This is a genomic window from Melioribacteraceae bacterium 4301-Me, from assembly GCA_041538185.1.
Classification (GTDB): domain Bacteria; phylum Bacteroidota; class Ignavibacteria; order Ignavibacteriales; family Melioribacteraceae; genus Pyranulibacter; species Pyranulibacter aquaticus.
On sequence record JBGORM010000004.1, the window covers coordinates 103,328 to 120,107 of the forward strand.

Consider the following 16,780-nt stretch of genomic DNA (forward strand, 5'->3'; position numbering starts at 1 on the left):
AATTTTTTATCTTTACCGAAAATATTACTAACAAAAAGTTAAAATGCTCATGCTAAAAAAAATTGCACTGTTTGTTATAGTATTCTATTTTAATTCTAATGCACAATTCTACCAACTGCATCAGGATGAAGCTTTAATGCAAGGCGGTTTAGGTATAATTTGGATTAACGGTGCTCCAAATTACGGTTTAAGACTTTTCCCAGAAATTCAATTTAATAATATTGGTATAGGTTTGGACCTTCATCTGGAGTATACCCCAGATGGTAAATTACGAGAAGAAAATTTTAATGAATTTTCTGATTACTTAAGCATATTAAGATATATAAGATATGGCAAAAAGGGCGACCCGCTATATGTTAGATTAGGAAGCTTAGATTATGCAACACTTGGATATGGAAATATTATGTACATGTATAACAATAGTCCAAGTTTTGATTCTAAAAAGGTTGGCTTAGAGTTCGATGCAGATTTTAATGACTTTGGCTTTGAATCCGTCTATAGCAATTTTGGTCAAGCTGGCCTTATAGGTGTTAGAGGCTTTATTAAGCCGATGCATTTTACTGGCCTATTATACACTCCTATTATTGGAAACTTGGAAGTGGGGTTAACAATTGCAAGTGACCAAGATAAAAATGCTGGTGTACTTGCTGGTAATTATGATTTTAACACAGGAAGTTTTATTCCAACAATTGACGAAGGAGGTGTTACGTTAGTAAGTGTTGATGTTGGATTTCCAATAGTTCATAGCAGTGTTGCTTATTTAGATGCGTACTTTGATGCCACAAAAATTATAAAGTTTGGCAGCGGCGCAGCAATTGGATTGATGTTGAACTTGAAAGGCATTGGTTTGGCCGATGTGAAAGCTCGCTTGGAAAGAAGATTTAATGGCAATAATTATATCCCTTCGTATTTTAATTCTCTTTATGAAATAGAAAGATTTAATTTAGATAAAACAAATGGAATTGTTAAAAGCAAAATCCAACAATTAAAAGAAGCAGTTAATCAGTCTAATGGCTATTATGGCGAGTTGTATGCTAATGTTTTGGGATTGTTTAATGTGTTAGGTAGTTTTCAAAAATTAGATAATGTTGCCGAAAGCGGAATACTTCATTTGTACACCCAAATTGCTCCAACTGATTTCCCTTATATTTTCAGGGCTGGTTACGATAAAACAGCAGTTAGAAACTTTTCAGACATTTTTAAGCTTGATGAACGCTCTTACTTTTACTCAGAACTTGGATACAGAGTGATGAATTATATTGTTCTTTCGATGGTCTATTATTGGACTTATACTCCGGTTAGAGATGAGAATAAAAACATTATTGGATATAAACCCCAAAAAAGGGTAGAGCCAAGAATTTCATTTTACTATCCTTTAGATTTTTAGTAGAGATGACATAATAGTATAAAGAAAATTAACATTCTAAAATTCATTATAAATACTTGTTTTAACCTACATTAGTTACAGCTTGTCGATCCGAAGGGCAAATCATGAAGTGTGGGAATCCACCCACGAAGTGGTGGATTCCAATTTTCCTAACCTGCCAGCATGCTGGTGGAAAATTTGGGTTAAATATTTTTCTTGACGAACTCTTTTAACTCATCTACGGTGTAAAAAATATAATCGCTGTCCATTGAAAGTACTTCATCTTTTGCATAACTATCCCACACTACACTTGCAATTTTAATGCCCGCCTTTTTAGAGGCCAAAATATCTGCAGGTGAATCGCCAATCATTAATACTCTGCTTCGCTGTAAGTTAAAATGGTCTATAAACTTATTTATTCCTTCTGGAGAAGGTTTATGTTCTTTTACATCATCGCTGGTAATTATCATATCGAAGTATTGGTCAACTTCAATAAATTTTAATGTAATCTCGGTGGTCTTTTTACCTTTGCCTGTGAATATTGCCAGAGGTAGTCCTTTTGATTTAATTAAGCGTATTACTTCAATTATGCCAGGGTAAACATCGACCATTTCACTATGCTTACTCGAATAAAAATTATAATAATCCTTTTTCGCTTCTTCAAAATAATCTTTCATCCAGCTTTTAAGTATTACTTCTTCGCTTGGTCCAAATAATGAAATTATTTCTTCGTTGGTAAATTTTTTGTTTAAGTATTTCTCTGCTACATGATTAAATGAAGCAAAAATTAATTCGTTTGTTGATGTTAATGTCCCATCAATGTCGAAAATAAATGCATCAAAATTTCTCATTTGGTTCTCAATTTTTACTTTTTACGAGTAACAAATTTAATGAAAAAGGAAGTTTAGGAGAATAATATTGATTTGTTAACATATCATGTTTTTATAGTATAACCTAACATGCCAAAAATCAGATTTACAAAAATATCTCTTAGTTCTTATTCTATACAAAAATTATTGGTGAGATAATTTTTTGCTTCCGATATAAGCGCTTTTATTGTGTTGTTAAAATTATTATCTGACAATCTAAGTCTGAGGTAAGAAATTTGCTTTGTCCAATTTTTGTGATTTGATTAATGGGTGCAAAGCCAGTTGTTATCAACTTTTTGATATTGTATTTATTATCCATTGTATAAATACTGCCTTTGGATGAAAACAATGTTGCTTCATCAGTATTTAGGATAGGCGTTGGATAATAATCAAAACCAAGTTCAAATTTGGCATCCTTTAAAATCACTCCTGTTTCAGAAGAAAGTATGTATATTTTATTAAGTTCACTTTTTACGTATATTCTTTTTTTATCTGTTGAAATGCCAACAGATGCCAAAACGTTTAGTTTGTCTTTTTCCCATGTGTATTTGCCTAATAACATGTCAATAGAGTATAAAACGTTATTTGAAGTAACGACAAATAAGTTCTTGCCATTAGTAATTAAAGTTTGGTCTATTACGTCAATATCTCTTGATGGTTTCCATCTCCAAATTAAAATTCCATCACGGGAATCAATGCAATATAAAAAGCCGTCTCTGCTTATAAAATAAATTTTATTGTTATACTCTAATAATGGAGAAATAATAGAACCTTTTGCTGAAGAATTTACCCAGTATTCTTGTAAAGTTTCCAAGTCATAACAATAAACTTTTCCTGATAAGGAACCAAAAACCAATGCTGCTTTGGATTTTGTTAACTTTGGCATCATTAACTCTTTTGAACCAGAATAGTTAATTAACAATATATCCGATGTAAATTGGTCATCAAAACCAATAGATTGAATTGGCTCGCCAGTTATAGCACTTATGGAAAAGAGATCACCTTGATATGTTATGTCAGCTAATATACCATCAGCTATTACAGGTTTACTAAAAATATTTCCATATGAATCGTAATCCCATAAAAATTTACCAACAGAATCAATACAATTAACAATTCCTTCTTGGGTGGCAAAATAAATTTTCCCATTCCAATACGTTAAGCCAGAGTAAAGTGTGGAATTGTATTCTTCTTGTAATTCAATTTTTGTTGAGTCATTTGTTAATTCTTGGTTATAAATTTTTGAAGTATTTATTTGAACACTTTTATCGAATGTATTAACAATTTGCTCCTTCTTGCCTAATTCTTTTTGATAAAAAATAACGGAATCTTTGTTTGTCTTAATTATGTTAAAGCCAATCTTGTTTTTTTGAAGTATAAAGCCGTCATTATTTTGAAATGCTCTTATGCCGTCTTCGCTGAAAAATTCTACAGTACCTTTCCCTCCAAATAAAAGCAACTTTACGTTTTTCTTCTCTATTAACGAAATAAATTTATTCCAATTAAGGCACTTAGTTTTAACATCTTCAGGTAAAAAAATATATTTTTCCTTATCCAACGAGTAAGTTGATAACTGTTTTTCCAGCCAAACGAGTATATCATTAGTAAAGTAATAAATTTTTCTAAAGGGTACATTAGGATTAAAACCTATAAAAACAAATCCATCTTTCTCAAAAGAAAATCTGTCATCGGATACCTCTAGAAAATAATTTAACCATGTATCACCTAATCTAAAAGTCTCATCTATACCAGGTATAAGGTAAACTGGTATCTTAGACTTGGAAACAAGCTCATTGAGCAGCTTAAATTCATTCGACTGTTGGTCCTTAGTTAAATTACCTGAAATTACTATAAAATTTATGTCATTATTAGAATTAACTGAATCAAAGACTGATTTTGCTAATTCAATGTTAGTATTGGAAATTCCTATGTTTGAAAGAAACACGAATTTTACTGATTGAGAGAAAGTAAATGATGCAAATACAAAAAAAATGAGAATTAAATTTTTCATAAAAATTTTTTCTTTAAAATTAACAAAAATGTTAGTGATTGGGTACAAAAGATTTCTTCACCCAAATTTGTCATTGGAAAAATCTGGATTAAAAAGAATCTTAGATATATAATTTTATTGTAAGTAGAACTATTATTATATATTGGCTTCAATTAACTTGCGAATCATAGGTGCACTTTTTCTGTCCAAAATTGTTTATGCAGGTGCTTATTCCTATATTTTGCACGAATTTTTTAAAAAAGTTTTACTCTTAGGAAAGAATCTATAAAAGTGGGATCTTCGAACAACATACGCAATTTTTGTATAATAGCACACATAGATCATGGTAAATCTACTATTGCAGATGGATTGTTAGAATTTACTCATACAGTAACAGAAAGAGAAGCAAAGGCGCAGTTATTAGATACAATGGATTTGGAACGTGAAAGGGGTATTACAATCAAATCCCACGCCATTCAAATGAAGTATAGCGCTAATGATAATGTTGTGTATACATTAAATTTGATTGACACGCCTGGACATGTAGACTTTTCTTATGAAGTTTCAAGGTCCTTAGCTGCTTGTGAAGGAGCCATTTTAGTTGTTGATGCCGCACAAGGTGTAGAAGCTCAGACGATAAGTAATTTATATATGGCAATTGATGCTGGCTTAGAAATAATTCCTGTCATAAACAAAATAGACCTACCAAGTGCAATGATTGATACAGTTAAGCATCAAATCATTGACTTGATTGGCTGCAAAGAAACAGATATAATTTTAGCCAGTGCTAAAATGCGTCAAGGGATTGACCAAATATTAGAAGCAATTGTAAAACGCATACCACCACCTAAAGGCGACGAAAATGCACCGCTCCAAGCTTTAATTTTTGATTCAATCTTTGATTCGTATAGAGGTGCTGTTGCATATATTAGAGTTTTTAATGGAATAATAAAAGAAAAAGAACAAATAAAGTTTTTTGCAAGTGGTAAAGAATTCATCGCAGAAGAAATAGGGATTTTAAGGCTGGGCAGGGTGAGAACTGGTGAACTGAGAGCAGGCGATGCGGGATACCTTATTGCAGGTGTTAAAGATGTTCACGATACTAAAGTCGGAGACACTATAACTCACGCAAAAAATGGTGCAAAAGAACCATTGCCTGGTTACAAAGAGATTAAACCTATGGTATACAGCGGTTTGTATCCTACTAATTCTGACGATTTTGAAGACTTACGTGAAGCTTTAGAAAAGTACAGATTAAATGATTCAGCATTATTTTTTACTCCAGAAACCTCAGCTGCGCTTGGATTTGGTTTTAGATGCGGCTTTTTGGGAATGCTCCACATGGAAATTGTTCAGGAGAGACTTGAAAGAGAATTTAACCAATCTATAGTAACAACACTTCCCAACGTTGAATACTGGGTCTTTAATAAAAAGGGACAAAAAATTATTGTAGATAACCCAGCAGAAATGCCCCCAGCAGGTGAAATTGATCATATAGAAGAACCATACGTAAAAGCACAGATAGTTACACCAAGTGAATATGTCGGAAACTTAATGCAACTTGCAATTGAAAAAAGAGGTATTTATATAAATACTACTTATATTGATCCAACAAGAGCCGACTTGGAATTTGAATTTCCTTTATCAGAAATAATTTTTGATTTTTATGATAAATTAAAATCAATCTCACGTGGCTACGCATCGTTCGACTATGAATTTATTGGATACAGACAATCTGATTTAGTTAAACTTGACATTTTACTTAACAACGAAAAAGTTGATGCTCTTTCAATTATAGTTCATGAAAAGAAAGCTTACGATTGGGGTAGGAAGGTAACTTCTAAGCTGAAAGAGTTAATTCCGCGTCAATTATTTGAAATTGCAGTACAAGCCGCAATAGGAAGTAAAGTTATTGCAAGAACTAATATTAAAGCACTGCGGAAAAATGTGTTAGCAAAGTGTTATGGTGGTGATATCACGCGTAAAAGAAAACTGCTTGAAAAACAAAAGGAAGGCAAAAAACGAATGAAACAAGTAGGCAACGTAGAAATTCCACAAGAAGCTTTTTTAGCAGTCTTACAAATTGAAGAATAAAAAAGGTATCAAATGACTAACAACATCAAAACTAATCAAGAAACTAAAAAGAAACTTCCCAAAACACCTAAACAAAAGACAATTGAATTCATCAAAAACTTATTTTTTGCAGCCATAGCAGCTTTTCTGTTAAAAACATTTGTAATAGAAACATCGAGAGTACCAACTGGTTCGATGGAAAGAACAATTTTGGTCGGGGATTTCTTATTTGTTAACAAATTTATTTATGGCTCATCATCACCGCGTAACATACCATTTACAAATATACAAATCCCTTATTTTCAACTGCCGGCAATCCGTGAACCTAAAAGAGGAGATATTGTTGTTTTTGAATACCCTGGCGATAGAGATCAATTGCATTCATCAGAAATAATGAATTACGTAAAAAGATGTATTGCTTTACCAGGCGATACTTTAGAGATAAGAAATAAAGTAGTTTTTATTAATGGCAAAGAAGCGCCAATACCTCCAAATATTCAATATCTAAACTCATTTATTTATCCTAAGGATATGGTTGATCCGAAAATATTTCCTGCCGGCAGCGGTTGGAACCAGGATAATTACGGACCTTTAATTATTCCTAAAAAGGGTGAATATATTAGACTTTCCCCTGATAATATAGAAAAGTATAGAGCAATAATTAACAGGGATTACAATCGTTATGTAGTTACCACCGACGGCGATAAAGTTTATATCGATGGTAAAGTAGCTCAGTATTACCAGATTAAACAAGATTATTATTTTATGATGGGCGATAACAGAGATGATAGTGCTGATAGTAGATTTTGGGGATTCGTTCCACGCGACAAAATAATTGGTGAAGCCCTTATGATTTATTGGTCATGGGACCCTTCAATTCCTTTTTCAGACTTTTTTAGATTGCTCGCTTCAGTTAGGATTGGAAGAATTGCAAAATTAGTGCATTAATTGTTCAACATTACTTAATTTTTTCAATTTTATTAGGCTTTGTCTCTCAATGAAGAAAGCAATAATATTTTTCACAATTTATTTTTGTTTATCTTCTTACTCAATCTCTCAGGTAAAATATTTTATTTATTTTAATGATAAAGGAGCACTTCCACAAACTGCTTTGTTAAAAACTTCTGCTAAGTATATTGGCGCAACCAAACAGCTTACGTCAAGGTGCATTGAGCGAAGAAAAAAAGTAATGGGCGAAGATTTTATTACTTATGAGGATATTCCTCTTGAAGAAACATATATTAAAGGAATTGAAGCACTCGGCATAAAAATAATTCATAAGTTAAAGTGGTTTAATGCTGTTACGGCTTATTTGACCGAGAAAGAAATTTTAGAATTGCAAAAATTCTCTTTTGTCAAAAAAGTAGTGCCTGTAAAAATTCTTTCCTTTTTTAATGACAGCATGGAGAAACAAGAAATAAAGGACAGTATTGGTGAAAGTATAACAAATCAATCTTACGAAAGATTGAAGAAAAACTATCGTAGCAATTACGGTCCTTCTTTTGCACAATACAATTTATCTGATATCCCAGCAGTTCATGATTTAGGAATAAATGGTCAAGGTGTGATAATAGGAATACTCGATTCTGGATTTAGATGGAAAGATAACAAGGCATTAATGAATTTACATGTAATCGCGGAATACGATTTTGTTCAAGGCGATTCAGTTACAGCTAACCAATCTGGTGACATTGATGGTCAGGATAATCATGGCACAGGTGTTTTTTCTATTTTAGCTGGATATGACCTAGACAATATCATAGGTCCGGCTTACGGTTCAACTTTTATCTTAGCAAAAACAGAAAATATTGCATCGGAAACCCACATTGAAGAGGATAATTATGCAGCTGCACTTGAATGGATGGAAAATATGGGTGTGGATATAACCACAAGTTCTTTAGGTTACAGCATATTTGATCCTGGTGAAAGTTCATATTCATATAGTGATATGAATGGCAATACAACAATCGTTACTAAAGCAGCTAATCTAGCTTTTCAACGTGGTGTGGTTACTTTTGATGCGGCGGGAAATGAAGGCGGTACAAAATGGCATTATATTACAGCTCCAGCTGATGCTTACAAAATATTGGCAGTAGGTGCAGTAACACCTGAAGGTCAAAAAGCAAATTTTAGCAGTTTTGGGCCCACTTACGATGGCAGAATAAAACCTGAACTTGTTGCTCAAGGCACAAGCGTTTATCATGCCATTTCTGGTGGTGGATATACTTTCGGCTCAGGTACTTCTTATTCCTGTCCTATTGCTGCTGGAATTGCTGCAATGCTTCTCTCTACTTTCCCTTACTTAAGCAATGAACAAGTAAGACAAACTTTAATCCAAACTGCAAGCAATTATTCTACCCCAAATAATGAAATTGGTTTTGGAATTGTTTCTGCTTTACGTGCTGTAACTTTTCCAAATTTAAGTTTTGAGAACAATATTTACACAGTTCATAAAATATTTGTGGATTCAAATGGAATTCAACCTCAATCTGTAAAAATAATGTATATGGCTAACGATGGAGTTGTAAAAGAAGATATATGTACCTTTGATGGAAAAATGAAATATAACTTTAATTTCCCTTCATATAACAACGGAGAGAAAATTAATTTTTCATTTAGCTATAAGAACAATAAAGGAATTTTAATCTATGAACCTTCAGAAGGTTCATTTAAGTTTACTTACGGTAATTTAAGCGTTGAAAAGACTGATGAAGTAATTACAACTGAACCAATACCGCAGACTTTTTTATTAAGTCAAAACTATCCCAATCCTTTTAACGGGAAAACAGCTATAGAATTTAGTTTGCCTAATAATTCTTATGTTGAAATAATTGTGTATAATGTGCTTGGACAGGAGATTAAAAAACTATTTTCCGGTGTAGTTCGGCAAGGGAAAAATATTGTTTATTGGGATGGGAAAACAGATTCTAATAATTTTACGGCAAGCGGTGTATATTTCTATTGCTTGAAATCTGACAACACTTTTATTGCTAAAAAAATGATGTATTTAAAATAGTCTTGTAATGCAAAATAAACATTGTGAAAATAAAGTAACTGAATAATCAAGAGGTTCTTGATGCCAAGAATTATTTACTCAAATCAAATTAATTACTTACAAAGATTAAGAATAACAAATGACCCATTAATTTTGGAGATGGAAGAATATGCATATAAGAATAATGTGCCAATATTAGATTGGATGTCAGCTGAGTTGATGGAGCAGCTGATATTGATCCATAAACCTAAAAAAGTTTTAGAAATTGGGACTGCAATTGCATATTCATCTATCAGAATTGCAAAATGCTTGAGGAAAGGTTCAGCTGTTGATACAATTGAGAAAAGCAAAGATAACATTAAAATTGCTAAGGAGAATATTAAAAAAGCCAGATTAACGAATTTCATAAGAATATTAGAAGGTAATGCACTTGATATTATTCCACACTTAGATGAAAAATATGACTTCATTTTTTTAGATGCTGATAAAGAAGATTATGAAAAACTCTTTTTTTATTCCTTGATGGTGTTAAAAAAAGGCGGGGTAATTTTTGTTGATAATTTGTTATGGCATGGCTATGCTGCTTCCACCAATGTCCCTGCTAAATATAGGAGAACAACAAAATACATTAGAGAATTTAATAAGCTGTTTACTTCAAGTGATTTATTGAAAACTACAATATTAACTGTGGGAGATGGAATTGGTATTGGCGTTAAAATTGCAAATTAGTTGTGAGTCTTTAATTTATAGGAGATATGATTTTGAAGAGGAATGATTATAAAGATAAAGTTGATAATATTTTAAAAATTATTGAGGAGTTATCTAGTAATAAGATAAACAACAAGGAGGACTTATCTCGCATTATAGAAATAGCGGTAGTAAATAGTAAAATGGATTTATTAGAAGAACTAAGTTTTTCAGCAAAATTTATTTCTGGATTGTTGAAAGTTGCTAAAAGTCGTAACGATAAAATAGAAGAAAGTTATTTAAAAACAATTGAAAGGGAATACTTAGAAAACATATCGAAAGTAAAAGTTTTGCTTGAAGAAATGCTAAGCTACTCATCGGATTTTATAAGAGAGATTTTTTCAAATAAATTTTTAATGCTTTCACACGAAAGTCTCAATAATCTAAATCAGCTTTGTAATGATTTAGCTTGGGTCAAAATTTATTTTAATGAAATGAAAAGGGGAGGGTTAGCCTAAACTTGGGCTATCTCTTTTTTACGAAAATAAGTTTTTGCCTTGTGGATTGCATAGATTACTAGATTAAACAAAATCCAACTTGTTGATTTGTTCGATTGTTAGGCCATACTTTCTAAGTATTGTCTCATTTCTTAAAAGTGTTGCTCTTTCCCGGTGATAATTTTCTGAGTGATAAATTTCAATTGTTTCTGCGTAATCCGACAAGATTTTTTCTAACTCTTTTTTAGAAAGTTTTGATAAATCAAAGCTTATTGAAAATTCATTAAGTGCATCGCTTAACAAATGTAAAATCTCCTGAGCGGTGACATTGTATACCACTTTTAATGGATTTATCTTTTTAGAAATGAGAATGTCAGATATATTCATAAGTGCTCATTTGGTTATTTTTCCCAAGCAATATGGTCATTAATATGATGTTTTTCATAAGTTTCCAATACATCTTCACAGAACTTTAACAATTCTTGATTCCCTTCACTTTTAGCAAGTTCATACAAATGAATAAACATCTTTTTCCCCGTCTCTGTTTGTTTTAGTGTCTTCTTAATAAAGTTATGCTGTGCACATAAAGTTTGACCGTTTCCGATGATAGATTTACCCCCCCAAGTATTTTGGCTTTATGTGGTCCACTTGTAATTCAACTCCATCCTTTTTACCCTTACCACATATCACACATTTATAGCCATCTCTTTTTAAAATTTCTAGTTTTTGCTCAGTAGTAAAATCCTCTAATTCCTTCAGATTAACAGCATTAGGTTCGTAACGATAAACTCCTTTCCTCACTTTAACTAAAAAACCTTGTTCATGTAAGTTCCTGATAGTTCTCCAAGGGTCACGAGGTTTTCTGTTGTAGAGTTTCATATATTGGACCTCAATCCAATCGACTACTGGACCATGAGTTAAATCTTTTTTTTTGACTTTTAGCGGTATTGTAATCTTGTGCATTATCTTTTATTACAGTTAATTTTTCAAATTTGAGTTGGTATATAAACCCTTCTTTTATAAGCCTCTGTTTTGCTAATTTGCAGTAATTTATTTCAATATCAATTCCTATTCCTATTCTGTCAGTTTGTGCACAAGCAATAAGCGTTGAACCACTACCCATGAAAGGGTCCAATACTGTATCCCCAACAAAACTAAATAATTTTATGCATCTTTTTGGTAGTTCCACTGGGAACGGTGCAGGATGCCCAACTCTTTTCTTACTTTCACCCGTAAAATTCCATACACCATTAGTCCATTCTAAAAATTCATCTTTTGTAATATCAGATTTTCTTCCTTTACTATTTTTTTCCCATTCTTTTTTATAAAAAATAACAATCATCTCAACTGGTGCGATAACATAAGGTGCCGATGCAGAAAGCCACGAACCCCAAGCAGTTCTCCTTGAAATATTTTGCTCATTCCAAATTATAGTTGAATGATATTTCCAGCCTATTTGTTTAGCAATTGTTGTAATGTCGGCATAAACGCTTTGCTGACCACCCTTATTTTTATCAAGTGGGATATTTAGGCAAAAGCGCCCATCATTTTTTACTAATTTATAACATTTTAACAGCCATTCTTTTGTAAAATCTAAGTAATCATTATAATCCATTTTGTCGTTATGAGAGGCGTATTTAATATCAACGTTGTAAGGGGGAGAAGTTATAATTAAATCAATTGTATTTTCATCGATACAATTTGTTGTTAAGACATCGTCATTGTAGATATATATCTCATTTTCGCTAAAATACAATTTACTATCCATTCTTATTCCCACTTATTTCTATTGGTTCTATCGCTGTTGATTTTACTTTTGTAATCAGATAAGCAATTTTATTGATGTCTGTCCCACTCGCTTTAAATCCCCTTGATATTGCTGTGACAACAGTAGTTCCACACTCCATAAAGGGGTCATTTATATGGGCTTCTTTATGTGGAACGTACTCATCGATTAACTTTTCAACCAACTGTGGAATAAACTTGGCAGGGTATCTATGGTAATCATGTGTCCATTTGCCAGTATCCGATGGTTTATATTCAGCAAATGACCAATCTTCGTCAATCTTTTTTGAACTGAACAAATTGATAATTTCCTCTGGTGAGCTTGTTGTGTAAAATTTCTTAGAAGAATACAAATAAAACCCCTCTCATTAGAGAAATTAATACAATAATGAACCATCTGTTAATTTTTGTTTACTTAATTTTTTGCAGAGTTTCAGTGTAACTTTCAGCAACTTCTTGAACAGACTTGCTTGATATCAGATTGTAAATTCTATTACGTAACTCTGCCCACTCTTCATGTAAGGGACATGGATTTTCGTCAGAGCATTCTTTTAGACCTGTAACACATTTTAAATTTATTACTGGTCCCTCAATGCGCTCAACAATTTCCAAAATTGAACTTTTCTTGGCAAGTTCAGTAATTTTGAATCCACCACCCCTTCCCTTGAAGGAATCAACATATCCGTATTTAGCCATTCTTTGTAAAATTTTAGCAAGATAATGTGCAGGAATATCTTCAGATTTTGCAATTTCTGAAGACATAATTAAGCTGTCTTTCGGTTGACGGGCTAAGAATAATATTGCCCTGATTGCATATTCTCCAGTTTTAGTGTAAATCATATACTTTGTTCCTTTATTTTATAGTGGTTTTTTATTTATGGAGTTTATTATCTTAATATAAACATAGTTAAAAAAGAACCTTTTGTCAAGTTATAATTGTTGCTTTTTATTGCATATTCTAAGCTTATTTTCACCGATATACTATCTTATTTGATTCATTGATAGCATAATTTAATTTCAATGAACTATCCAAGTCTTTTTTTAGACTTTCTATTTCAGAGGGTTGAATCAAGAAGTGAATTTTTGGTTTAGGGGTGTAATCTATTTTTTCAATTATTGTATTGTACTTGTTTAAGATATGGTGAATTAGTTTGGTCTCTTCAAACTCAAATTCTACATTTATCATCTTATAAGTTTTCTTTTCGATTATTCCAGCAGCCTTAATGGTTTCCATTGCAGTGTGATAATATGCTTTGCCAAGATTTCCAACTCCTAATTTTATACCACCAAAATATCTAACTACTATCAAAATTATATTTGTTAATCCAAAATGGTTAATTGCATTTAAAATTCTGATTCCTGCTGTCCCACGAGGTTCATTGGCGTCAGAATACTTAATTGTATTTGGACTTATTTTGTAGCTGTAACAAATATGGGAAGCATCGTAATAATTTTTTTTGCAGTTGTTAAGAAACTCAATTGCTTTATCTTCAGTTTCTGCTTCTAAAACTATACCTATAAATGTAGAGCCCTTTTCTTTATACTTAAATTCTGATTTTCTCTTAATAACTTTAATTTTATCTATCATAACAAAAGTGCCGAGAATTTTGACATAACTAAAAATTGATTTTAGGCGCAGTATTATTTAATATTTCGTTTTGAACTTTAGCAAAATTATTTAAATGGAATTCCAAAATAAAATAATAATTAAGGGTGCTCGTCAACATAACTTAAAAAATATAGATATTGAAATACCTCGAGATTCATTTGTGGTTATAACTGGATTATCTGGTTCCGGTAAATCTTCTTTAGCTTTTGATACTATTTACGCAGAGGGCCAAAGAAGGTACATAGAGTCACTGTCAACTTATGCGAGACAGTTCCTGAATGTTTTAGAAAAGCCCGATGTGGACCTAATTGAAGGTCTAAGTCCAGCCATATCTATTGAGCAAAAATCTGCTGGTGGGAACCCCCGTTCTACTGTAGGTACAATTACAGAGATTTATGACTTTATGCGCTTGCTTTTTGCAAGGGTAGGCAAAGTCTATTGCTACAACTGCGGTAATCCTGTTGAAAAACAGTCATCAGAACAAATTATTAATAATCTATTAGAAAATTATGAGGATAAGAAAATAATTATATTAGCTCCTGTAGTAAGAGGAAGAAAAGGTCATTATCGTGAACTTTTCGAGGAAATTCAAAGAGATGGTTATTTAAAGGTAAGAGTGGATGGCGAAATTTATGATTTAACTGATGGTTTTAAAGTAGACCGTTATAAAACTCACGATATAGAAGTAGTTGTTGATAAAATAAAAATATCACCAAAATCTACTGCTAGAATTACTCAATCAGTTGAAGTAGCATTAAATTTAGGCAACGGTAATATTATTATAAACGATGGCAATGAAGATTATGTATTCAGCAGAAATTTTGCATGTATGAACTGCGGCATTAGTTTTCAAGAGTTAGCTCCTAATTCATTTTCTTTTAACTCACCTTACGGGTCATGTAAAGAATGTGATGGACTGGGTGAAAAGAAAGAATTAGATATTAATTTAATAATTCCAGATTGGGACAAATCAATCAATGAGGGAGGAATTGTTGCGCTTGGCAAGCCGCGTAATATTTGGTTCTTTAATCAACTTGAAGGCATTGCGTCTTCTTTTGGATTTAATTTCGATACCAAATTAAAAAATCTAAGTGAAGAACAAAAAGATGTTTTACTTTATGGTACTAAAGATAAGATTTCGTTTAATTATAAATTTGGCGGGGGGAGAACAGTAACTTATATGCACCGTTTTTCAGGTGTGCTCAATTATATCAAGCATTATTATGAGAATACATCTTCAAATAAAATTAGGCAATGGGCTGAATCTTTTATGAACACTATTAAATGTCCAGCTTGCAAGGGAGGCAGATTAAAAAAAGAATCTTTGGCAGTGAAAATTAATGGATTAAACATCGCAGAAGTTTCTGCACTTTCAATCGAACAAACAAAAAAATTCTTCGATGAAATAAGTTTTACTGAAAGAGAAATGCTTATTGCTCGACAGATACTTAAAGAAATAACTACAAGATTAGATTTTTTGCTGAATGTTGGTCTTAATTATCTCACACTTGATAGAAGCGCACGTACTTTATCAGGTGGTGAATCCCAGCGAATAAGATTAGCTACTCAAATTGGTTCTCAGCTTGCTGGAGTTTTGTATGTGTTAGATGAACCAAGCATTGGGCTGCATCAAAGTGATAATCTTAAATTGATTTCTTCGCTTAAGAAGCTGCGAGACTTAGGGAATACTGTAATTGTAGTTGAACACGATAGAGAAACAATTGAAAATTCGGATTATATTATTGACCTGGGGCCCTTTGCTGGAGAAAAAGGCGGTAATGTTTGTTTGCACGGTGAAACAAAAAAAGTAGTAAATTTAAATGGTGGTGGCAGTTCTTTAACTGTTCAGTATCTAAAAAATCTAAAAAAAATTGAAATTCCTGATAAACGACGTAAAGGTAACGGCAAATTTATTCAATTAATTGGAGCCTCTGGCAATAATCTTAAAAACATTAATGTAAAAATCCCGTTAGGCTGTTTTGTCGCTGTTACTGGAGTTAGCGGCTCTGGGAAATCAACTTTAGTTAACGATACGTTAGTTAATATCCTAATGCAGCGTATTTACGGGTCAAAAGTTGTCCCATTACCTTTTAAAGAAATCCTTGGCTTGGAAAATATTGATAAAGTTATAGAAATAGATCAATCACCAATAGGCAGAACACCGCGTTCTAATCCAGCAACTTATACTGAGCTATTCACTTTCATTCGTGATTTATTTGCTGAGCTGCCGGAATCAAAAATGAGAGGCTACGCTCCGGGCAGATTTAGTTTTAATGTAAGCGGAGGCAGATGTGAAGAATGTGAGGGAGATGGCCTTAAAAAAATTGAAATGAATTTTTTGCCAGATGTTTATGTAACCTGCGAGTCTTGTGGTGGGAAAAGATATAATAGAGAAACTTTAGAAATACTGTATAAAACAAAATCAATTGCAGATGTACTTGATATGAGGGTCTCGGAAGCTCTTGTTTTTTTTGAAGATTTTCCTAGAATTAAAAGAAAAATAAAAGCTTTGAACGATGTAGGTCTGGGCTATATTAAACTCGGTCAGCAGGCAACTACTTTATCCGGGGGCGAGGCACAGCGTGTTAAACTTGCTACCGAACTAAGTAAAGTTAGTACTGGCAAAACTCTTTATATTTTGGATGAACCAACCACGGGACTGCATTTTGAAGACGTTAAAATATTGCTTAACGTATTAAATAAACTTGTTGACAAAGGTAATACTGTTGTTGTTGTAGAACATAATATGGATGTAATAAAAGTAGCAGATTATATTATTGATTTAGGACCGGGAGGAGGAGAGCATGGCGGCTGGATTGTTGCAGAAGGTTCACCTGAAGAAATTATAAAAAATGAAAATAGTCTTACCGCAAAGTTTCTGAAAATTGAACTATCCAGAAAACAATAAG

General features: G+C 32.4%; 16 protein-coding genes. 7 read left to right on the forward strand and 9 right to left on the reverse strand.

Annotation, left to right across the window (positions count from 1 at the left end):
* Positions 1-43 precede the first annotated feature (43 nt).
* Entirely contained in the window at positions 44-1,387 is a 1,344-nt protein-coding gene (locus ABRY23_08225; GenBank protein ID MFA3783033.1) for a hypothetical protein, read from the forward strand.
* A gap of 182 nt (positions 1,388-1,569) precedes the next feature.
* Here ABRY23_08225 and ABRY23_08230 read toward each other — a convergent pair whose 3' ends face one another.
* Positions 1,570-2,217: an HAD family hydrolase gene (locus ABRY23_08230; protein ID MFA3783034.1), complete on the reverse strand. Its 648-nt coding sequence runs from the start codon at positions 2,215-2,217 to the stop codon at positions 1,570-1,572.
* Between the two features lie 202 nt (positions 2,218-2,419).
* On the reverse strand, positions 2,420-4,246 hold the full coding sequence (locus tag ABRY23_08235) for a PQQ-binding-like beta-propeller repeat protein (protein MFA3783035.1): 1,827 nt from the start codon (positions 4,244-4,246) through the stop codon (positions 2,420-2,422).
* A 270-nt stretch (positions 4,247-4,516) separates the two neighbouring features.
* Between ABRY23_08235 and lepA the strand changes: the two genes are divergently transcribed.
* The 5 genes from lepA to ABRY23_08260 are packed head-to-tail and all read left to right on the forward strand — an operon-like array spanning position 4,517 to position 10,498.
* Positions 4,517-6,319, forward strand: coding sequence for a translation elongation factor 4 (gene lepA, locus ABRY23_08240; protein ID MFA3783036.1), 1,803 nt, complete (start codon positions 4,517-4,519; stop codon positions 6,317-6,319).
* A 12-nt stretch (positions 6,320-6,331) separates the two neighbouring features.
* On the forward strand, positions 6,332-7,246 hold the full coding sequence (lepB, locus tag ABRY23_08245) for a signal peptidase I (GenBank protein ID MFA3783037.1): 915 nt from the start codon (positions 6,332-6,334) through the stop codon (positions 7,244-7,246).
* Positions 7,247-7,295: 49 nt separating this feature from the next.
* A complete protein-coding gene (locus tag ABRY23_08250; protein MFA3783038.1) occupies positions 7,296-9,314 on the forward strand; it encodes a S8 family serine peptidase in 2,019 nt (672 codons plus the stop codon).
* A 60-nt stretch (positions 9,315-9,374) separates the two neighbouring features.
* Entirely contained in the window at positions 9,375-10,022 is a 648-nt protein-coding gene (locus ABRY23_08255; protein MFA3783039.1) for an O-methyltransferase, read from the forward strand.
* A gap of 32 nt (positions 10,023-10,054) precedes the next feature.
* Positions 10,055-10,498: a hypothetical protein gene (locus ABRY23_08260; GenBank protein MFA3783040.1), complete on the forward strand. Its 444-nt coding sequence runs from the start codon at positions 10,055-10,057 to the stop codon at positions 10,496-10,498.
* A 63-nt stretch (positions 10,499-10,561) separates the two neighbouring features.
* Here ABRY23_08260 and ABRY23_08265 read toward each other — a convergent pair whose 3' ends face one another.
* The 7 genes from ABRY23_08265 to ABRY23_08295 form a co-directional block, all read right to left on the reverse strand.
* Positions 10,562-10,864, reverse strand: a complete 303-nt coding sequence (locus ABRY23_08265; protein MFA3783041.1) for a hypothetical protein — start codon at positions 10,862-10,864, stop codon at positions 10,562-10,564.
* Between the two features lie 14 nt (positions 10,865-10,878).
* Positions 10,879-11,004 carry a hypothetical protein gene (locus tag ABRY23_08270; GenBank protein MFA3783042.1) on the reverse strand — a complete coding sequence of 42 codons (126 nt, stop codon included), beginning with the start codon at positions 11,002-11,004 and terminating at the stop codon, positions 10,879-10,881.
* An 85-nt stretch (positions 11,005-11,089) separates the two neighbouring features.
* Positions 11,090-11,356 (reverse strand): HNH endonuclease, encoded by a 267-nt coding sequence (locus ABRY23_08275; GenBank protein MFA3783043.1) that lies wholly within the window; start codon positions 11,354-11,356, stop codon positions 11,090-11,092.
* Between the two features lie 10 nt (positions 11,357-11,366).
* Positions 11,367-12,245: a site-specific DNA-methyltransferase gene (locus tag ABRY23_08280; GenBank protein ID MFA3783044.1), complete on the reverse strand. Its 879-nt coding sequence runs from the start codon at positions 12,243-12,245 to the stop codon at positions 11,367-11,369.
* Positions 12,238-12,615 carry a DNA methyltransferase gene (locus tag ABRY23_08285; GenBank protein ID MFA3783045.1) on the reverse strand — a complete coding sequence of 126 codons (378 nt, stop codon included), beginning with the start codon at positions 12,613-12,615 and terminating at the stop codon, positions 12,238-12,240. The genes ABRY23_08280 and ABRY23_08285 overlap by 8 nt, the downstream gene beginning before the upstream one ends.
* Positions 12,616-12,673: 58 nt before the next feature.
* The gene (locus tag ABRY23_08290; protein ID MFA3783046.1) at positions 12,674-13,102 is read right to left on the reverse strand and encodes an Rrf2 family transcriptional regulator; all 429 of its coding nucleotides are present in this window, start codon (positions 13,100-13,102) and stop codon (positions 12,674-12,676) included.
* Positions 13,103-13,232: 130 nt separating this feature from the next.
* Positions 13,233-13,850, reverse strand: coding sequence for a YigZ family protein (locus ABRY23_08295; GenBank protein ID MFA3783047.1), 618 nt, complete (start codon positions 13,848-13,850; stop codon positions 13,233-13,235).
* Between the two features lie 94 nt (positions 13,851-13,944).
* Here ABRY23_08295 and uvrA point away from each other — a divergent pair, with 94 nt between their 5' ends.
* Positions 13,945-16,779: an excinuclease ABC subunit UvrA gene (gene uvrA / locus ABRY23_08300; protein ID MFA3783048.1), complete on the forward strand. Its 2,835-nt coding sequence runs from the start codon at positions 13,945-13,947 to the stop codon at positions 16,777-16,779.
* Position 16,780: the final 1 nt, after the last annotated feature.

Coding starts and splice junctions, on each gene's coding strand:
- ABRY23_08225 (MFA3783033.1), top strand. CDS start 44: ATGCTCATGCTAAAAAAAATTGCACTGTTTGTTATAGTATTCTATTTT.
- ABRY23_08230 (MFA3783034.1), bottom strand. CDS start 2,217: ATGAGAAATTTTGATGCATTTATTTTCGACATTGATGGGACATTAACA.
- ABRY23_08235 (MFA3783035.1), bottom strand. CDS start 4,246: ATGAAAAATTTAATTCTCATTTTTTTTGTATTTGCATCATTTACTTTC.
- lepB (MFA3783037.1), top strand. CDS start 6,332: ATGACTAACAACATCAAAACTAATCAAGAAACTAAAAAGAAACTTCCC.
- ABRY23_08250 (MFA3783038.1), top strand. CDS start 7,296: ATGAAGAAAGCAATAATATTTTTCACAATTTATTTTTGTTTATCTTCT.
- ABRY23_08255 (MFA3783039.1), top strand. CDS start 9,375: ATGCCAAGAATTATTTACTCAAATCAAATTAATTACTTACAAAGATTA.
- ABRY23_08265 (MFA3783041.1), bottom strand. CDS start 10,864: ATGAATATATCTGACATTCTCATTTCTAAAAAGATAAATCCATTAAAA.
- ABRY23_08270 (MFA3783042.1), bottom strand. CDS start 11,004: ATGTTTATTCATTTGTATGAACTTGCTAAAAGTGAAGGGAATCAAGAA.
- ABRY23_08275 (MFA3783043.1), bottom strand. CDS start 11,356: ATGAAACTCTACAACAGAAAACCTCGTGACCCTTGGAGAACTATCAGG.
- ABRY23_08280 (MFA3783044.1), bottom strand. CDS start 12,245: ATGGATAGTAAATTGTATTTTAGCGAAAATGAGATATATATCTACAAT.
- ABRY23_08290 (MFA3783046.1), bottom strand. CDS start 13,102: ATGATTTACACTAAAACTGGAGAATATGCAATCAGGGCAATATTATTC.
- ABRY23_08295 (MFA3783047.1), bottom strand. CDS start 13,850: ATGATAGATAAAATTAAAGTTATTAAGAGAAAATCAGAATTTAAGTAT.
- uvrA (MFA3783048.1), top strand. CDS start 13,945: ATGGAATTCCAAAATAAAATAATAATTAAGGGTGCTCGTCAACATAAC.